General features: G+C 61.6%; 17 protein-coding genes. 12 read left to right on the forward strand and 5 right to left on the reverse strand.

Annotation, left to right across the window (positions count from 1 at the left end):
• The first annotated feature begins 3 nt into the window (after nucleotides 1–3).
• Both N8H71_RS18830 and N8H71_RS18835 read left to right on the forward strand, forming a co-directional pair.
• Nucleotides 4–918, forward strand: coding sequence for an alpha/beta hydrolase (locus N8H71_RS18830; RefSeq protein ID WP_262195141.1), 915 nt, complete (start codon nucleotides 4–6; stop codon nucleotides 916–918).
• Nucleotides 915–1244, forward strand: coding sequence for a hypothetical protein (locus tag N8H71_RS18835; RefSeq protein WP_085609172.1), 330 nt, complete (start codon nucleotides 915–917; stop codon nucleotides 1242–1244). The genes N8H71_RS18830 and N8H71_RS18835 overlap by 4 nt, the downstream gene beginning before the upstream one ends.
• Before the next feature lie 166 nt (nucleotides 1245–1410).
• Here the strand turns inward: N8H71_RS18835 and N8H71_RS18840 are convergent, their stop codons facing one another.
• The 3 genes from N8H71_RS18840 to N8H71_RS18850 form a co-directional block, all read right to left on the reverse strand.
• Nucleotides 1411–2205, reverse strand: a complete 795-nt coding sequence (locus N8H71_RS18840) for an OmpA family protein (protein ID WP_262195142.1) — start codon at nucleotides 2203–2205, stop codon at nucleotides 1411–1413.
• A gap of 55 nt (nucleotides 2206–2260) precedes the next feature.
• Nucleotides 2261–2665, reverse strand: coding sequence for a DUF4398 domain-containing protein (locus tag N8H71_RS18845; RefSeq protein WP_007954708.1), 405 nt, complete (start codon nucleotides 2663–2665; stop codon nucleotides 2261–2263).
• Nucleotides 2666–3030: 365 nt separating this feature from the next.
• Nucleotides 3031–3375, reverse strand: coding sequence for a hypothetical protein (locus N8H71_RS18850; RefSeq protein WP_011332654.1), 345 nt, complete (start codon nucleotides 3373–3375; stop codon nucleotides 3031–3033).
• Nucleotides 3376–3589: 214 nt separating this feature from the next.
• Here N8H71_RS18850 and ppc point away from each other — a divergent pair, with 214 nt between their 5' ends.
• The 7 genes from ppc (at nucleotide 3590) to N8H71_RS18885 (ending at nucleotide 10916) form a co-directional block, all read left to right on the forward strand.
• The gene (gene ppc / locus N8H71_RS18855; protein WP_262195143.1) at nucleotides 3590–6220 is read left to right on the forward strand and encodes a phosphoenolpyruvate carboxylase; all 2631 of its coding nucleotides are present in this window, start codon (nucleotides 3590–3592) and stop codon (nucleotides 6218–6220) included.
• A 288-nt stretch (nucleotides 6221–6508) separates the two neighbouring features.
• Complete coding sequence (gene adk, locus N8H71_RS18860; RefSeq protein ID WP_007954716.1) at nucleotides 6509–7159, forward strand: adenylate kinase; 651 nt, start codon at nucleotides 6509–6511, stop codon at nucleotides 7157–7159.
• Between the two features lie 94 nt (nucleotides 7160–7253).
• Nucleotides 7254–7928 carry a tRNA (adenosine(37)-N6)-threonylcarbamoyltransferase complex dimerization subunit type 1 TsaB gene (gene tsaB, locus N8H71_RS18865; protein WP_262195144.1) on the forward strand — a complete coding sequence of 225 codons (675 nt, stop codon included), beginning with the start codon at nucleotides 7254–7256 and terminating at the stop codon, nucleotides 7926–7928.
• 255 nt (nucleotides 7929–8183) lie between these two features.
• Entirely contained in the window at nucleotides 8184–8492 is a 309-nt protein-coding gene (locus N8H71_RS18870) for a hypothetical protein (protein WP_007954720.1), read from the forward strand.
• Nucleotides 8492–9352, forward strand: a complete 861-nt coding sequence (locus N8H71_RS18875) for a DUF72 domain-containing protein (RefSeq protein WP_262195146.1) — start codon at nucleotides 8492–8494, stop codon at nucleotides 9350–9352. Before N8H71_RS18870 ends, N8H71_RS18875 begins: the two co-directional genes overlap by 1 nt.
• A gap of 32 nt (nucleotides 9353–9384) precedes the next feature.
• The gene (locus N8H71_RS18880; protein ID WP_262195148.1) at nucleotides 9385–10221 is read left to right on the forward strand and encodes an isocitrate lyase/PEP mutase family protein; all 837 of its coding nucleotides are present in this window, start codon (nucleotides 9385–9387) and stop codon (nucleotides 10219–10221) included.
• A 2-nt stretch (nucleotides 10222–10223) separates the two neighbouring features.
• A complete protein-coding gene (locus tag N8H71_RS18885; RefSeq protein ID WP_240871087.1) occupies nucleotides 10224–10916 on the forward strand; it encodes an extensin family protein in 693 nt (230 codons plus the stop codon).
• A gap of 4 nt (nucleotides 10917–10920) precedes the next feature.
• Here N8H71_RS18885 and N8H71_RS18890 read toward each other — a convergent pair whose 3' ends face one another.
• Nucleotides 10921–11535, reverse strand: coding sequence for an energy transducer TonB (locus tag N8H71_RS18890; protein ID WP_262195149.1), 615 nt, complete (start codon nucleotides 11533–11535; stop codon nucleotides 10921–10923).
• 93 nt (nucleotides 11536–11628) lie between these two features.
• On the opposite strand from N8H71_RS18890, the gene N8H71_RS18895 reads away from it, so the two are divergent.
• Entirely contained in the window at nucleotides 11629–12411 is a 783-nt protein-coding gene (locus N8H71_RS18895; protein ID WP_279309650.1) for a class I SAM-dependent methyltransferase, read from the forward strand.
• A gap of 131 nt (nucleotides 12412–12542) precedes the next feature.
• Here the strand turns inward: N8H71_RS18895 and N8H71_RS18900 are convergent, their stop codons facing one another.
• Nucleotides 12543–13178, reverse strand: a complete 636-nt coding sequence (locus tag N8H71_RS18900; protein WP_262195150.1) for a TetR/AcrR family transcriptional regulator — start codon at nucleotides 13176–13178, stop codon at nucleotides 12543–12545.
• 94 nt (nucleotides 13179–13272) lie between these two features.
• Between N8H71_RS18900 and N8H71_RS18905 the strand changes: the two genes are divergently transcribed.
• Nucleotides 13273–14373: an efflux RND transporter periplasmic adaptor subunit gene (locus tag N8H71_RS18905; RefSeq protein ID WP_007954740.1), complete on the forward strand. Its 1101-nt coding sequence runs from the start codon at nucleotides 13273–13275 to the stop codon at nucleotides 14371–14373.
• Between the two features lie 6 nt (nucleotides 14374–14379).
• Nucleotides 14380–17448: an efflux RND transporter permease subunit gene (locus N8H71_RS18910; RefSeq protein WP_262195151.1), complete on the forward strand. Its 3069-nt coding sequence runs from the start codon at nucleotides 14380–14382 to the stop codon at nucleotides 17446–17448.
• The last annotated feature ends 149 nt before the right edge of the window (nucleotides 17449–17597 follow it).

Consider the following 17597-nt stretch of genomic DNA (forward strand, 5'->3'; position numbering starts at 1 on the left):
CGGATGAGAATCCTCGGCATCCTTTGCCTGCTCCTGACCCTCGGCGGTTGCAGCTCGTTGCTGTTCTACCCCGAGCCCGGCCAGTTGTTCACCCCGGAAAAGGCCAAGCTCGAATACCGCACCGTCACCCTGACCACCGCCGACGGCCTCAAGCTGAACGCCTGGTGGCTGCCGGCCAAGCCCGGGGTCGAGGTCAAGGGCACGGTGCTGCACTTGCACGGCAACGGCGGCAACCTGCCGATGCACCTGGGCGGAAGCTGGTGGTTGCCGAAAAACGGCTATCAAGTGCTGCTGGTGGACTATCGTGGTTACGGCTTGTCCGAAGGCGAACCGAGCCTGCCGGCGATCTATCAGGACATCGATGCCGCGTTTGCCTGGCTGGACAAGGCGCCGGAAGCCAAAGGCAAACCGCTGGTGCTGCTGGGCCAGAGCCTCGGCGGAGCGATGGCGGTGCATTGGCTTGTGCAACATCCGGAAAGACAAAAACAGCTCAAGGCCCTGGTGCTCGACGGCGTGCCCGCCAGTTACCGCAGCGTCGGCCAATACGCCCTCAGCACCTCATGGCTGACTTGGCCATTTCAGGTGCCGCTGTCGTGGCTGGTGCCGGACGGCGACAGTGCGATCAACGCGATGCCGCAGCTCAACGGTGTGCCGAAACTGATCTTCCATAGCCTCGACGATCCGCTGGTGCCCCTTTCCAACGGCATCCGTCTGTATCAAGCTGCGCCGCCACCGCGCGTGCTGCAACTGACCCGGGGCGGGCATGTGCAGACCTTCGGCGACCCGGTCTGGCGTCAGGTGATGCTGCGCTACCTCGACGATCCCGAACACTTCAACGGCCTGCGCCGCCTCGGCGAGATCCCGAATTATCCGACACCCCCGAATTCTGAAGACGAACCACCAGAGAGTCCGCAATGAGTGAAGAACGTAACGCCATCCCGCTGATCATCACCGGCATCTGCAGCATCCTCGGCACCGTCGGTGCCCTGTGGTACTACGGCTACCTGCACTTCGCCAAGCCCGAGGATGCGTTGCTGCTCAACGAATTCACCATGCTCAAGACCATTCCCGGCGAAGACTACAAAGTCTCCCTGACCCCGGCGCCGCAAGTGGCGCAGTGCATCGATGGCGTGCTGGTGCTGTTCGACACCGAACAGAAAGGCCTGACCGGGGTGCTGGTCAACAGCCAGAAAAAGGCTGTGCGCTGCATGGGCCAGGAGACGCCGCAAAAGCTTGAGGAATAATTCAGTTTCCATGTGGGAGCGAGCTTGCTCGCGATGGCGGTGGGCCAGTCAAAAAATTGCTGACTGAAAGGACGCTATCGCGAGCAAGCTCGCTCCCACAGAGTTCCGGTCAAAAAAAGCCCCGCCTGATCACTCAGGCGGGGCTTTTCATTTGTTGCTCAGCACATCAGTGCGCGGTCGAGCTCACGGCGGAGCGCGGCACGACTGGCTGATTGTCGTTGGAAATGGTCACTTCCACCCGACGGTTCATCGCACGGCCCGAGACACTGCCGTTATCCGCGACCGGGTATTCCTTGCCGTAACCCTGGGCGACGATGCGCGATGGGTCGACGCCCATCTTGATCAGTGCAACCTGCACCGAAGTCGCACGACGCTCGGACAGCGACTGGTTGTAGTTCGCTGCGCCAGTGCTGTCGGTGTAGCCCTCGACGATCACTTTGCGATCAGGGTTTTCCTGGAGGAATTGCGCCAGTTTGTTGATGTTCACCAGACCGCTGGATTTCAGGTCGGCCTTGTTGGTGGCGAACAGCACGTCACCGAAGGTCACCAAAGTACCGCGATCGGTCTGCTTGGCGTTGAGGCTGTCCTGCAGCTGTTTGATCTGCTGATCGCGAGCATCCAGACGGGCCTGGGCACGTTGGGCGGCGGCGTTCTTCAGGTTGTTTTCAGCGGTACGCAGGGCGATGGTCTGCTTGGCCACTTCCACGCGCTGGTTGGTCAGATAGGCCAGTTGGTCGACCTTGTGCTGGTCTTCCTTGTCCAGATAAGCCTTGTCGGCCTTGTCCAGGTAATCACTGGCATCCTTGGTTTCCAGCGCCGCGACTTTACTGGCCTGCGGGTTGGCTTGCAGGCCGGCGTAGTTGGTGCGTGCCTGTTCCAGGTTCGGGTTCGGCGGCGTCGAGCAGGCAGCCAGGGCAACGCTTGCGGCCAGGAGAGCGGGGATCATCAGTTGTTTACGCATAATCGTTCGTCCTTTCTATCGATAAGAGTTTCAGCCTTGCGGTCGGGATGCGCGCTTACTGCACGGTGCGCTGACTTTCCTGACGCAGTTCCTGAACACCTTTCTGGGAATCCTTCACAGCTTGTTCGGCTTTCATCGCCTGAGCCTTGCGTTCAGCGACGCGGGCGTCCCACTCGGCTTGTTCGGACAATGTGCGAGCCTCGTCATACTTCTTGTCGTGCATGGCGATTTCGGCTTGTTTGAGCTTGTCCTGGGCCTGCTTCATCTCGACGGCGGCGAATTCGGTACCGCCGGCGCTGACCGCACTGTTGACCGCCGATTGAGTCACGGCGTACTGCTCGGTCGGTGGATTGCCGGCGCAACCGGCCAGCACGAAGCTGGTGCCGATGGCGAGAGCGGCCAGTTTCAGACCGCGCAGGTGGGAAAACGATGTTTGGGTTTTCATGGTCTTCAACTCCATTGTTTAACTCCTTGGAAGCTTCGAAATCCATCCTGGTAGCGGAGCCGCAACCGTCATGTGCAAGTGCGTTTTGAAACGCTCGTTCCAGGCGTGGTTACCTGTTCCGACCGAAGGCATTTTTCAAAAGTTCAGAAAAGATGGCTCATCGCCAAAAAATATTCTGACCGAATGGACAGGGCTCTAAACCGGGAACTTTGGCGGGGGAGAGTGGTACGCGCGGGGTAATAAAACGTACGATTTTGAGTTTGAACACAGTCAATGTGGGAGCGAGCTTGCTCGCGATAGCGACGGATCAGTCACCACTACAGTGCCTGACAGACCGCTTTCGCGAGCAAGCTCGCTCCCACATTTTGATTTTTGTTGTGTCAGTGTTTTTGCTTGCCGGCAGCGGCCGACAAGTCATGCAAATGACGCCGTGACAGAGCGAGAAAACGTGGCGTCGGGCCGACATCTTCATACAGCGGATCGCCTTCCTCATCGGTGGCGACCACGGTCGAACCTTTCACATACGGCAGGCTCGCTTCGAACTCTTCGAGGGCGGCGCCGATCAGCTCGCCGAGCAGTTCTTCGGCGTGACGTTTGGGGTACATCTCGGCGATTGCCGCCAGCCGTGCGGCAGCTTCCACATCCAGATGAATCGTGTAGCCGGTATCGGTCAGGCGACCCTTGGCGGTTTCTTCCCAATGCTGGGCGAGTTCACGGATTTTCATAAAAACCTCATGTCGCACCTGCTCATGGCAGGTCTTGGTGAGTGTCCGGCATCAGCCGGCGGCAAGCCGTTGTGCGGCTTACTGTTGAGACTAGCTTCAACCCTCAAGGTTTAAAGTCCCTTCGTCGTCTGCTTGTAAGAAGCGTCCCAGAGCGGCACTCTCTGTTCATCCACTCACTTGCGATCCGTCACCGATTACTGCTGGAGAGATGCTGATGACCGATATTGATGCACGCTTGCGCGAAGACGTTCACCTGCTCGGTGAGCTGCTGGGCAACACCATTCGTGACCAGTACGGCGAGGCGTTTCTCGACAAGATCGAGCAGATCCGCAAGGGCGCCAAGGCCGACCGGCGCGGCTCGATGGACGCCGAACTCAGCGCCAGCCTCAATCAATTGAGCGAAGACGAACTGCTGCCGGTGGCGCGGGCCTTCAACCAGTTTCTCAACCTGGCGAACATCGCCGAGCAGTACCAGCTCATCCACCGCCGCGAAGAGACCCAGGCCGCGCCGTTCGAATCCCGCGTGCTGCCGGAACTGCTCGCCCGCCTGCGCAACGAAGGGCACAGCGCCGAATCCCTGGCCCGGCAACTGGCGCGGCTGGAAATCGAACTGGTACTCACCGCGCACCCGACCGAAGTGGCCCGCCGCACGCTGATCCAGAAGTACGACGCGATTGCCGCGCAACTGGCGGCTCAGGATCACCGCGACCTGACCACAGCCGAACGCGAGCAGATCCACAACACCCTGCAACGCCTGATCGCCGAAGCCTGGCACACCGAAGAAATCCGTCGCACCCGCCCGACTCCGGTGGACGAAGCCAAGTGGGGTTTTGCGGTGATCGAACACTCGCTGTGGCAGGCGATTCCCAACCATATGCGCAAGGCCGATCAGGCGCTGTTCGCCGCCACCGGTCTGCGTTTGCCGCTGGAAGCCGCGCCGATCCGCTTCGCTTCGTGGATGGGCGGCGACCGCGACGGCAACCCGAACGTGACCGCTGCCGTGACCCGCGAAGTGCTGTTGCTGGCACGCTGGATGGCGGCGGATCTGTACCTGCGTGACGTCGATCACCTGGCCGCCGAACTGTCGATGCAGCAGGCCAGCGAAGCGCTCAAGGCCCGGGCCGGCGACAGTGCCGAGCCGTATCGTGCGGTGCTCAAGCAATTGCGTGAACGGCTGCGGGCCACGCGCAACTGGGCCCATGCGTCGCTGACCGCAACCACGCCGGCCCCGGCGGATGTGCTGCACAACAACCGCGACCTGCTCGATCCACTGGAGCTGTGTTTCAACTCGCTGCACGAGTGCGGCATGGGCGTGATCGCCGACGGGCCGTTGCTCGATTGCCTGCGCCGGGCCGTGACCTTCGGCCTGTTCCTGGTGCGCCTCGATGTGCGTCAGGATTCGTCCCGCCACAGCGCGGCCATGACCGAAATCACCGATTACCTTGGCCTCGGCAAGTACGAAGAGTGGGACGAAGAACAGCGCATCAGCTTCCTGACCCGCGAACTGCAAAACCGTCGGCCGTTGCTGCCGGCGCATTTCAAACCTTCGGCGGACACCGCCGAAGTGCTCGCCACCTGCAAGGAAATCGCCGCCGCGCCGGGCGCTTCGCTGGGCTCCTACGTGATCTCCATGGCCGGTGCCGCTTCTGATGTGCTGGCGGTGCAATTGCTGCTCAAGGAATCCGGCGTGTTGCGCCCGATGCGCGTGGTGCCGCTGTTCGAAACCCTCGCCGACCTCGACAACGCAGGCCCGGTGATCGAACGCCTGTTGCTGCTGCCGGGTTACCGCGCGCGCCTGCAAGGCCCGCAGGAGGTGATGATCGGCTATTCCGATTCGGCCAAGGACGCTGGCACCACCGCAGCGGCCTGGGCGCAATACCGGGCGCAGGAGCGACTGGTGGAAATCTGTCGCGAGCAGCAAGTCGAACTGCTGCTGTTCCACGGCCGCGGTGGCACCGTGGGCCGTGGCGGCGGCCCGGCACACGCGGCGATTCTGTCGCAGCCGCCGGGTTCGGTGGCCGGACGTTTCCGCACCACCGAGCAGGGGGAAATGATTCGATTCAAATTCGGCCTGCCGGACATCGCCGAACAGAACCTCAATTTGTATCTGGCAGCGGTGCTTGAAGCGACCCTGTTGCCACCGCCGCCACCGACGCCTGAATGGCGGCATCTGATGGACGAACTGGCCGCTGACGGCGTCGCCGCCTACCGTGCGGTGGTGCGGGAAAATCCGCAGTTCGTCGAGTATTTCCGTCAGTCGACGCCGGAACAGGAGTTGGGCCGTTTGCCATTGGGCAGCCGTCCGGCCAAGCGCCGCGCCGGTGGTATCGAAAGTCTGCGGGCGATTCCGTGGATCTTCGGCTGGACCCAGACCCGTCTGATGCTGCCGGCCTGGCTCGGCTGGGAAACCGCGCTGAGCAAAGCGCTGGAGCGCGGTGAAGGCGAATTGCTCGGGCAGATGCGCGAGCAGTGGCCGTTCTTCCGCACGCGAATCGACATGCTGGAGATGGTGCTGGCCAAGGCCGACGCCGACATTGCGCTGTCCTACGACGAGCGTCTGGTGGAGCCAGACTTGCTGCCTTTGGGTGCGCACTTACGCGACCTATTGTCGCAGGCGTGTTCCGTAGTCCTCGGCCTGACCGGTCAGTCGCAGCTACTGGCACATAGCCCGGACACCCTGGAATTCATCCGTCTGCGCAACACCTACCTCGACCCGCTGCATCTATTGCAGGCTGAACTGCTGGCACGTTCGCGGCAGCAGAATGTCGAGCAGGGCAGCCCGGTGGAACAGGCGTTGCTGGTGTCTGTGGCGGGGATTGCCGCCGGTTTGCGAAATACCGGCTAAGGTTTTCTGCGTGGGGCAGGGCACCCGGGGCGAACCTCGGGTGCCGTTTATTGGCCGTGGGAAAAATGCGGTCAGGCGACAGTTAATGATGGGGTTGCGACTTGGGGAACCGCGTCGCAAGGTCGCGGCGGGCGCCGGTTTCTTCGACTTTTGGCGTCTTGTGTGGGCGCAGCCTGCTGTGTATCTTGATCAGCCTTTGGCCGTTTGGGCGGCCACGACCCGTTTTATGAGATTGGCCCCACGAGGCGAATCCGTTGTTTTTTATATAAAAAATTGAGGAGCACATCGATGCGCGTCATTCTGCTGGGAGCTCCCGGGGCCGGTAAAGGTACTCAGGCTAAGTTCATCACCGAGAAATTCGGCATTCCGCAAATCTCCACCGGCGACATGCTGCGTGCTGCGGTCAAGGCCGGCACCGAGCTGGGTATCAAGGCCAAGAGCATCATGGATGCCGGCGGCCTGGTGTCGGATGACCTGATCATCGCGCTGGTCAAGGACCGTATCGCTCAAGCCGATTGCGCCAAGGGTTTCCTGTTCGATGGCTTCCCGCGCACCATTCCTCAGGCTGAAGCGCTGGTGACTGCCGGTGTCGAGCTGGACGCCGTGGTCGAAATCGCCGTTGAAGACGAAGAAATCGTTCAGCGTATCGCCGGTCGTCGCGTTCACGAGGCCAGCGGCCGCGTTTACCACATCGTCTACAACCCGCCGAAAATTGCCGGTAAAGACGACATCACCGGTGAAGAGCTGGTACAGCGCAAGGACGACACCGAAGAAACCGTGCGTCATCGCCTGTCGGTCTATCACTCGCAGACCAAGCCGCTGGTGGAGTTCTACCAGAACCTGTCCGCCAAGAACGGTGGCAAACCGAAGTACAGCCACATCCCTGGCGTCGGTTCGGTTGAAGCGATCACCGCCAAGGTGCTTGAAGCGTTGAGCTGAAAAACCTGATCCGCTGCATCATCCACGGCCCGCTTGCGGGCCGTAGTTGTTTATACTGGCGCACTTTTTCCCCACCTGATTTACGGACACATCGATGAGCACCTTGCTGGCCCTGGACACCGCGACTGAAGCTTGCTCCGTTGCCTTGCTGCATGACGGCAAGGTCACGAGCCATTACGAGGTGATCCCGCGCCTGCATGCGCAGAAACTGCTGCCGATGATCCAGCAACTGCTGGCCGACGCCGGCACCACCCTGCAAGCGGTGGACGCCATCGCCTTCGGCCGTGGCCCGGGCGCGTTCACGGGCGTGCGGATTGCCATCGGCGTGGTGCAAGGCCTGGCGTTTGCGCTGGATCGCCCGGTGTTGCCGGTGTCGAACCTGGCCGTGCTGGCGCAACGCGCTTTTCGCGAGCACGGCGTGAGCCAGGTCGCGGCCGCCATCGACGCGCGGATGGATGAGGTGTATTGGGGCTGCTACCGCGAGACGGCCGGGGAGATGCGTCTGGTCGGCGCCGAGGCGGTGCTGCCGCCGGAAGTGGCCGCGCTGCCGGACGATGCTTCGGGCGACTGGTTCGGTGCCGGCACTGGCTGGGGTTATGGCGAACGCATCGCTGTAAACCTGAGCGGATCCGACGCTGGCATGCTGCCCCACGCTGAAGACCTGCTGACCCTGGCGCGATTTGCCTGGGAGCGCGGTGAGGCGATTCCGGCAGACGACGCCCAGCCGGTTTACCTGCGCGACAAAGTGGCCACCCCGAAAGCCCGCTGACCCATGTGAGATCCTGTGGGAGCGAGCTTGCTCGCGAATGCGGTGGGTCAGTCACCATCAATGGTGACCATATCCATGTTTTCGCGAGCAAGCTCGCTCCCACAAGTTCAGTGATTGCCTCAACAAAGCCAATCGTCCGTTTCTAACCCCGCACTTTAAACCTTTTGTCTTTTATGTGTTCTAGTTATCACTCGGCGATTTGCTAAGTCGGTCAGGTGCCGCTAAATTGCCATCATCGATACCGAGCATGACTTTATGCGTATAGACGGCGTTTCCACTCATTCCTACCCCATCAAGCGCAAGCCTCGCAAAGGCAATCCGGCGCTGGATGAGTCCGTCGACGATATCGACGGCGAGCTGGAATTTCCGACCGAAGAGCAACTGGCTGCCCGTGCCGCCAAAGCCACCGCGCAACGCCTGAGCAATCTGCCCGCCCGCCAACAAGACATGATTTATCACCGCGCGATGAAGAAAAGCGTGGCCATGGCCCTGGCCAGCTACCTGAGCACCGCCGGTTTTGTCGATTGGGATGCAGACGTGCTGGGCCTCGATCTGTACATCTGATGGATCTGCCTTACTACCTCGGTTGCCCGTCCTGGAGCGAAAACGTCTGGCGCGAGTATCTGTATCCGGTAGACGCCAAGACCTCCGATTTCCTCGGACTCTATTCTCAAGTGTTCAACGCCGTGGAAGGCAACACGACCTTCTACGCCAGCCCCTCGCCGGCCACCGTGCAGCGCTGGGCCGAGGTGATGCCGGAGCATTTTCGCTTCACCGCCAAGTTTCCCGGTGACATCAGCCACAGCGGCGACTTGCGCGATCAACTGACCGCCGCGGAAACCTTCCTCCAGCTACTCAAGCCGCTCGGTGAGCGCGTCTCGCCCATGTGGCTGCAACTGTCGAAAAGCTTTACGCCGCATCGCTTGCCGGAGCTTGCCGCGTTCATCGATGCGCTGGATTGTCCGCTGGCGGTGGAAGTGCGGCACGAACAGTTCTTCGCCAAGGGTGAGAGTGAGCGACTGCTCAACCGCCTGTTGCTGGATCGTGGCGTGGAGCGTATTTGTCTCGACCCGCGCGCGTTGTTCAGTTGCCTGTCCACCGAATCGTCGGTGATCCACGCCCAATCGAAAAAGCCCCGCGTACCGACGCGTCCGGCGGCGTTCACTCAATTCCCGCAGGTGCGCTTCATCGGCCATCCGGAGCTTGAGGCCAACGATCCGTTCCTGGTGCCGTGGGTGGCGAAGATCGCCGAGTGGATCGAAGAGGGCCGCACGCCGTACATCTTCCTGCACACCGCCGATAACATTCTTGCAGCGAAGCTGGCGCAACGTTTTCACGCACAACTGATGCAACGTTTGCCTGGCTTGCGACCTTTGCCTGAGCTATACAGAGAACCCGCCGCCGAGCAACTTGGCCTGCTCTGAGGCGTATTTCTTTCCTGCCCAGGAGCCTGCCGATGGACGCCCAAGCCCGTCAACAACAAGCCCGTAAAGCCGAAGCCTTCAAAGCCCTGCACGAACGCCCGGGGATTTTCGTGATTCCCAATCCATGGGATGCAGGTTCCGCGAAGATGCTCGCCAGTCTTGGCTATCAGGCGCTGGCGACTACCAGCGCCGGTTATGCGTTTTCCCAGGGCAGAGCCGATGGGGGCCTGAGTCTCGACGATACGCTGGCCAATGTCCGGGCGATTGTCGCGGCCACCGATCTGCCGGTGGCGGTGGATCTTGAAAACGGCTTCGCCGACGCCCCGGCCGAATCAGCGCAAAGTCTGATCCGCGCAGCCGAGGCGGGCGCCGTGGGCGGCTCGATCGAAGATGCCACGGGCCGGGAAGACTCGCCGATCTATTGCTTCGAACACGCCGTGGCGCGGATCGAAGCCGCCGTCACCGCCGTGCGCACCTTGCCGTTTCCCTTCATGCTGACCGCCCGTGCGGAAAACTACCTGCACGGCAATCCTGATATCAACGACACCATTCGCCGCTTGCAGGCCTTTGCCGAAGCCGGCGCCGACGTGCTGTACGCGCCGGACCTGCGTACCGCCGAAGAAGTTCTGGCGGTGGTGCGCGCGGTGGCGCCGAAACCGGTCAATGTGTTGATGTCCGGTGGCTTGAAACTGACCGTGCAGCAGCTCGAAGAAATGGGCGTGAAGCGGATCAGTACCGGTTCGGCGCTGGCACTGGCGGCGTTGGGTGAGTTTTTCCGCGCGGCGGAAGAAATCCAGCAGTCCGGCACGTTCACCTTCACCTCCCGTTCGATGCCGTACGCCAAGGCCAATCAATTCTTCAAGGGATGAGCATGGGGCGCTGGCTGCTGTTGACGGGGTTGCTGATCATCGGTGGCAGCCTGATCGGCGTCTGGCGCGGTTGGCTCGATGTGCCGCCGCAGTGGAATCCGTGGGCGCCGCTGGACGTGCAGGCGACGCCCAACTGGCTCACGGGCTACAAGTTGATGCGCCTGCGCAGCGATCCGGCCTTGTGCGAGCAGGCATTGGGCAGCTCCGGCCTGCGGGTTTCGCCACAGGCCGACAGCCCCGATGCCAAATGCCCGCTGATCGGCGCTTTGCGTGTGCAGGGCGGCGGGGTGGGACTCAGCAGCAGCTTTCTCGCCAGTTGCCCGTTGGCCGTGGCGTTTGCGATGTTCGAGCGCCACACGCTGCAACCGGCGGCGCAGCAGGTCTACGGTCAATCGGTGGCGCGGGTCGATCACCTCGGCAGCTTTGCCTGTCGCAACGTCTACAACCGCGAGAACGGCGCCCTCAGCCGCCATGCCAGCGCCGATGCGCTGGACATCGCCGGCTTCCGTCTGGCGGATGGTCGCGCGATCAGCGTGCTCAAGGACTGGCCGAAGCAAAATCAGGACGCGCAGTTTCTACGTCAGGTGCGCGATGGCGCCTGCGAGGCGTTCAGTGTGGTGTTGAGTCCGGATTACAACACAGCCCATCGCAACCACTTTCATGTCGATGTCGGGCGCTGGAGCGTGTGTCGCTGAGGGATCAGGCGGCGATGCGCAGGTTCTGCTGAACGATCGGGCGCACCCAGCCGTTATCGAAGTCCAGGGCTTTCTGCTGCTCGACGATTTCTTCCGGCGGGAACGGCGGATAAGGCTGCAGCAGGTCCAGATCGAACTCGGCAATCGGCAGGTACAGCGGCTTTTTCTGCGGCGCAGGGCCCGGTTCCGGAACCGGCTGGCCGTTGTTGATCACGACCGGACGAACCCAGCTGCTGTCGAAATCCTGCTGTTTTTGCTGAGTCTTGATTTCTTCTGCCGGGAACGGAGGGTACGGCTCGGCCAGTGTCATGTCGATTTCGGCGATCGGCAGGAACAGCGGCTCCGGCGGACGCACCTGGGTTTCCACCACATCGCATTCGCGCTGGCTGATGATGTGCGCGTGCAGTTCGCTGCCGACAGTCGGTTCTTCAGGGCTTTGCAGATCGACCGGCGGGAATGTCCCGCAGGCCGGCACCACATCACTCGATTGTTCGGCCAGTGCCTGGGCAAAGAAATCCTGCCACAGGTGGCTGACGCCGCCCAATGCTTGAGTGTTATGACGGCTGAAGTCGCCTGTGGGCGAAATGTAGCCAATCGATGTGGGAAGAATGCCTGACATTTTTTTCGGTTGACGCTCAGCTCTGGCAAAATGCGCGTTGATTGGGTTATCGGCGGATTTTGCCGATCCTTAACTTTTTTGAGCGTGTTTTCCATGATTGAGCAACCCGCGGCCTGCCGCATCCATGTCGAGGCCCTCGGCCCGACGTTCGAAGCGCAGGCCGAGCAGTGGGCGCAGCGCCTGAACCTGCCGTTGCAGGTGGCTGACGGCGAGTTTGCCCTGCAGGTCGGCGAGCAGGGTTTGCAACTGCAACAACTGGGACCGGATGCGCCGGGGCCGGTGCGGGTCGACTTCGTCGAGGGTGGCGCGGCCCATCGTCGGTTGTACGGCGGTGGCAGCGGACAGATGATCGCCAAGGCAGTCGGCATCGCCCAGGGCGTGCGTCCTCGGGTACTGGATGCCACGGCAGGGCTGGGCAAGGATGCGTTCGTGCTGGCAAGTCTCGGTTGCGAGATGAGCCTGATCGAGCGTCAGCCATTGATCGGGGCGTTGCTGGAGGATGGTCTGGCCCGCGCAGCGGAAGACTTCGATGTGGCGCCGATCGTGGCGCGGATGAAGCTGCTCAAGGGCAACTCCATCGAGGTGATGCGCAATTGGGAGGGCGAGCCGCCGCAGGTGATCTACCTCGACCCGATGTTCCCGCACCGTGAGAAAACCGCGCTGGTGAAGAAGGAAATGCGCCTGTTCCGCCCGCTGGTAGGCGATGATCCGGATGCACCGGCCCTGCTCGAAGCGGCACTGGCGCTGGCCACGCATCGGGTGGTGGTCAAGCGCCCGCGCAAGGCGCCGTGCATCGAAGGACCGAAGCCGAGTCATGTGCTGGATGGCAAATCCAGCCGCTATGACATCTACCCGAAGAAAGCGCTCAAGGCCTGAGACCGGGTCGTCCCCTTCGCGAGCAAGCTCGCTCCCACAGAGATAGCGGTGTGATCACTAAAGGTGTGAACACCAACGAAACCTGTGGGAGCGAGCTTGCTCGCGAAGGCGTCAGAACAGACGCTGCGCAGTCAGGGTTTGTACGCCCGCATGAACAGCCCGACCACTTCCTGCACATGACTTTCCGCCGCCTCGCCGGTCAGTGGCTCTCCGCAGCCGTATAACAGGCGGAAATTTCCCGCACCCTTGATCAGGCAAAAGAAGTGCTCGGCGGCGTTGTGCGGGTTGTCGATGCTCAGCACGCCGGCTTCGTGAATCCGCCGCAGCAACCGTTCCATCCCCTGCACCATGCGCTGGGGACCGGCCTCGAAGAAGATCAGCGACAGCTTCGGATCCTGACTGCCCAGCGCCATGATCAAACGATGCAGGTTCACCGATTCATCGCTGTTGATCAGGTGGTGAAAGCCGCGCGCAATGTTCAGCAACACATTTTCCACCGCGATGCCGTCCGGCAATTCGAAGAACAGCGGCGGCAATTGCTCCTCGCATTTGGCCACCACGGCGGCAGAGAACAGCGTTTCCTTGTCGTTGAAATGGCTGTAGACCGTCAGCTTCGACACGCCAGCCTCGGCGGCCACCGCGTCCATGCTGGTGTTGGCGTAGCCGTGACTCAGAAACAGGATTTTTGCCGCCTCGAGAATCGCCTGGCGCTTGGCCGGATCCTTCGGGCGGCCGGGGCCGTTTGGAGCTGAAAGATTGTTCGACATTCTTCGCTTTTAATACTGGACTGGTGAGTTTGCTATTAATAACATACCGGCCAGTATAATTATTCCAAGCCTCCTTAGCGAAAGGTCCTTCACCATGTTCCGCCATGCGTTGTCCTTTGCGGTGCCAGTCAGTCTGGCGTTTTTATTGTCGGCGTGTGGCAAGGAAGAGGTGACGCAAGTCAGCGTGCGACCGGCCATGGTGGTGCAGCCAGAGCCTTCGGCGCAGGCGATGGAAAGTTATCCGGGCGAGGTTCGCGCCCGCTACGAACCCGATCTGGCATTCCGCATCGGCGGCAAAGTCAGCCGACGACTGGTCGAGGAAGGCCAGCGCGTGAAGGCCGATCAACCGCTGGCCGAACTCGATCCGCAGGATGTACGCCTGCAACTCGAAGCCACCCGGGCCCAGGTCGCGGCCGCCGAAGCCAACCTGAATCTGGTGCGCGCCGAGCGTGATCGCTACAAGACCTTGATGGAACGGCAGATGGTCAGCCGCTCGGCCTACGACAATGCCGAGAACCTTTATCGCTCCGGCGAAGCCCGCCTCAAACAGATCAAAGCCGAATTCAACGTCTCGACCAATCAGGCCAGTTACGCCGTGCTGCGCGCGCCGCAGGATGGCGTGGTGGCCAAGCGTTCGGTGGAAGTCGGGCAAGTGGTCGCCGCCGGGCAGACCGTTTTCACCCTCGCCACTGATGGCGAACGGGAAGTGCTGATCAGCCTGCCGGAGCAGAGCTTCGGCCGCTTCAAGGTCGGCCAGCCGGTCTCGGTGGAACTGTGGACTCAGCAGAATCAGCGCTTCGCCGGGCAGATCCGCGAGCTGTCGCCGGCCGCCGATCCGAAATCCCGCACCTTCGCCGCACGCATTTCATTCACCTCCGGCAAGGTCCCGGCAGAACTGGGCCAGAGCGCCCGGGTCTTCGTGCAGACTGCCGATGTCATCCCGCTGTCGGTGCCGCTCTCGGCGCTGACGGCCGAAAACGGCGCGACCTATGTCTGGGTCGTTAGCGCCAACAACACCCTGAAAAAGACCCCGGTGCGCACCGGCCCGTTCGGTGAGAAAACCGTGCCGGTACTTGAAGGCCTGAACGCCAGCGACTGGGTGGTCGCCGCCGGCGTCCACGTGCTGCTGGAAGGGCAGCAGGTGCGTCCGGTGGATCGCTCCAACCGCGTGGTCAATCTGGCGGACAAGGAGTAATCCCCGATGGGTTTCAATCTTTCCGCCTGGGCGCTGCGCAATCGCCAGATCGTACTGTTCCTGATGCTTTTGCTGGCGATTGTCGGCGCCTTGTCCTACACCAAGCTCGGTCAGAGCGAAGACCCGCCATTCACCTTCAAGGCAATGGTCATCCAGACCCGCTGGCCCGGCGCCACGGCGCAGGAAGTCTCGCGTCAGGTCACCGAGCGCATCGAAAAGAAACTGATGGAAACCGGCGAGTACGAGCGGATTGTTTCGTTCTCGCGCCCCGGTGAATCCCAGGTCACCTTCATTGCCCGCGACTCCATGCATTCAGTGGAGATTCCGGAGCTCTGGTATCAGGTACGCAAGAAGGTCAACGACATTCGCCAGACCCTGCCGCCGGGGATTCAGGGGCCGTTTTTCAACGATGAGTTCGGCACCACCTTCGGCAATATCTATGCGCTGACCGGCGACGGTTTCGACTACGCGGTGCTCAAGGATTACGCCGACCGCATCCAGATCCAGCTGCAACGGGTCAAGGACGTGGGCAAAGTCGACCTGCTTGGTTTACAGGACGAGAAGATCTGGGTCGAGCTGTCCAACGTCAAACTCGCCACCCTCGGATTGCCGCTGGCGGCCGTGCAGCAGGCGCTGGAAGAACAGAACGCGGTGTCCACCGCCGGCTTCTTCGAAACCGGCAGCGAGCGATTGCAGCTACGGGTTTCGGGGAATTTTCAGACAGTCGACGAGATCAGGAACTTCCCGATCCGGGTCGGTGATCGTACGTTCCGCATCTCCGATGTCGCCGACGTGCGGCGCGGTTTCAACGATCCTCCGGCCCCGCGCATGCGCTTCATGGGCGAAGACGCCATTGGGCTTGCTGTGGCGATGAAGGACGGTGGCGACATTCTGGTGCTGGGCAAGGCCCTGGAAATCGAGTTCGCCCGCATCCAGAAAAACCTGCCGGCCGGCATGCAATTGCGCAAGGTCTCCGACCAGCCCGCCGCAGTGAAAACCGGTGTCGGCGAGTTCGTTCAGGTGCTGGTCGAAGCGCTGGCCATCGTGCTGCTGGTGAGCTTCTTCTCTCTCGGCGTGCGCACCGGCATGGTGGTGGCGCTGACCATTCCGCTGGTGCTGGCGATGACCTTCGCCTGCATGTATTACCTCGGCATCGGCCTGCACAAGATCTCCCTCGGTGCGCTGGTGCTGGCGCTGGGTTTGCTGGTGGACGACGCGATCATCGCCGTGGAAATGATGGCGATCAAAATGGAGCAGGGCTTCGACCGGATCAAGGCTGCCAGTTATGCCTGGACCAGCACTGCGTTCCCGATGCTCACCGGTACGCTGATCACCGCCGCAGGCTTCCTGCCGATTGCCACGGCGCAGTCCGGCACCGGCGAATACACCCGCTCGATCTTCCAGGTGGTGACCATCGCCTTGCTTGCATCGTGGGTGGCGGCCGTGGTGTTCGTGCCGTATCTGGGGGAAAAACTCCTGCCGGATCTGGCGAAAATTCACGCGGCCAAACACGGTACGGCTGACGGTCATACCGATCCTTACGGCACGCCGTTCTACCAGCGAGTGCGACGTCTGGTGGAGTGGTGCGTGCGTCGGCGCAAAACCGTGATCGTGCTCACCGTGCTGCTGTTCGTGGCTTCGGTGGCGTTGTTCCGGTTTGTGCCGCAGCAGTTCTTCCCGGCTTCCGGGCGACTGGAACTGATGGTCGATCTGAAGCTTGCCGAAGGCGCCTCGCTGGCCAATACCACGGGCGAGGTAAAGCGCCTGGAAGCGATGCTCAAGGATCACGCCGGCATCGACAACTATGTCGCTTACGTCGGCACCGGTTCGCCGCGTTTCTACCTGCCGCTGGATCAACAACTGCCGGCGGCGAGTTTCGCCCAGTTTGTCGTGCTGGCGAAAACCATTGAGGAACGTGAAGCGCTGCGCACGTGGCTGATCGACACGTTGAACGAGCAGTTCCCGGCCCTGCGCTCGCGGGTCACGCGCCTGGAAAACGGCCCGCCGGTCGGTTACCCGGTGCAGTTCCGCGTCACCGGCGAGCACATCGAAGAAGTCCGTGCGCTGGCCCGGAAAGTCGCGGCGAAGGTGCGTGAGAACCCGCATGTGGTGAACGTGCATCTGGACTGGGAAGAACCGAGCAAGGTCGTGTACCTGAACATCGATCAGGATCGCGCCCGGGCGCTGGGTGTCAGCACGGTGAATCTGGCGAAATTCCTCCAGAGTTCGCTGACCGGTTCCAGCGTCAGCCAGTACCGCGAGGACAACGAACTGATCGAAATCCTCCTGCGCGGCACCGTGCACGAGCGTACCGAACTGTCGTTGCTGCCGAGTCTGGCGGTGCCGACCGACAACGGTCGCAGCGTCGCGCTGTCGCAGATTGCCACGCTGGAATATGGCTTTGAGGAAGGCATCATCTGGCACCGCAATCGCCTGCCGAACGTGACCGTGCGGGCGGACATTTATGGCAAGGAGCAACCGGCGACGCTGGTGAAGAAGATCATGCCGACGCTTGATCCGATCCGTGCCGAATTGCCGGACGGCTATCTGCTGGATGTCGGCGGTACGGTGGAGGATTCGGAGCGTGGGCAGAAGTCGGTGAACGCCGGCGTGCCGATGTTCATTGTCGTGGTGCTGACGTTGCTGATGGTGCAGTTGCGCAGTTTTTCACGCACGGCGATGGTGTTTCTGACGGCGCCTTTGGGGTTGATCGGGGTGACGCTGTTTCTGCTGGTGTTCCGTCAGCCGTTCGGGTTTGTGGCGATGCTCGGGACGATCGCGCTGTCGGGGATGATCATGCGTAACTCGGTGATTCTGGTGGATCAGATCGAGCAGGATATTGCGGCGGGGCTCAAGCCCTGGCAGGCGATCATCGAGGCGACCGTGCGGCGGTTCAGACCGATTGTGTTGACGGCGCTGGCGGCGGTGCTGGCGATGATTCCGCTTTCTCGCAGTGTGTTTTTCGGGCCGATGGCGGTGGCGATTATGGGGGGGTTGATTGTTGCGACTGCTCTGACGCTTTTGTTTTTGCCGGCGTTGTATGCGGCTTGGTTCAGGGTTCGCAAGGAGTCTTGATTTGGTTTGGTGAGCTTGGCGGCCTTTGGGCCGGCCAGGCTCTGGGTGTTCTTTGTGAATATCCATTTCTTCGGGTGCTGCCGCTGGCGGTTCCGCTCTTACAGCGGCTCACTTTTGCAGACGCCCAAAAGTAAGCAAAACGCTGGGCC

The organism is Pseudomonas koreensis (assembly GCF_025447595.1).
GTDB classification, from domain to species: Bacteria; Pseudomonadota; Gammaproteobacteria; order Pseudomonadales; family Pseudomonadaceae; genus Aquipseudomonas; species Aquipseudomonas koreensis_H.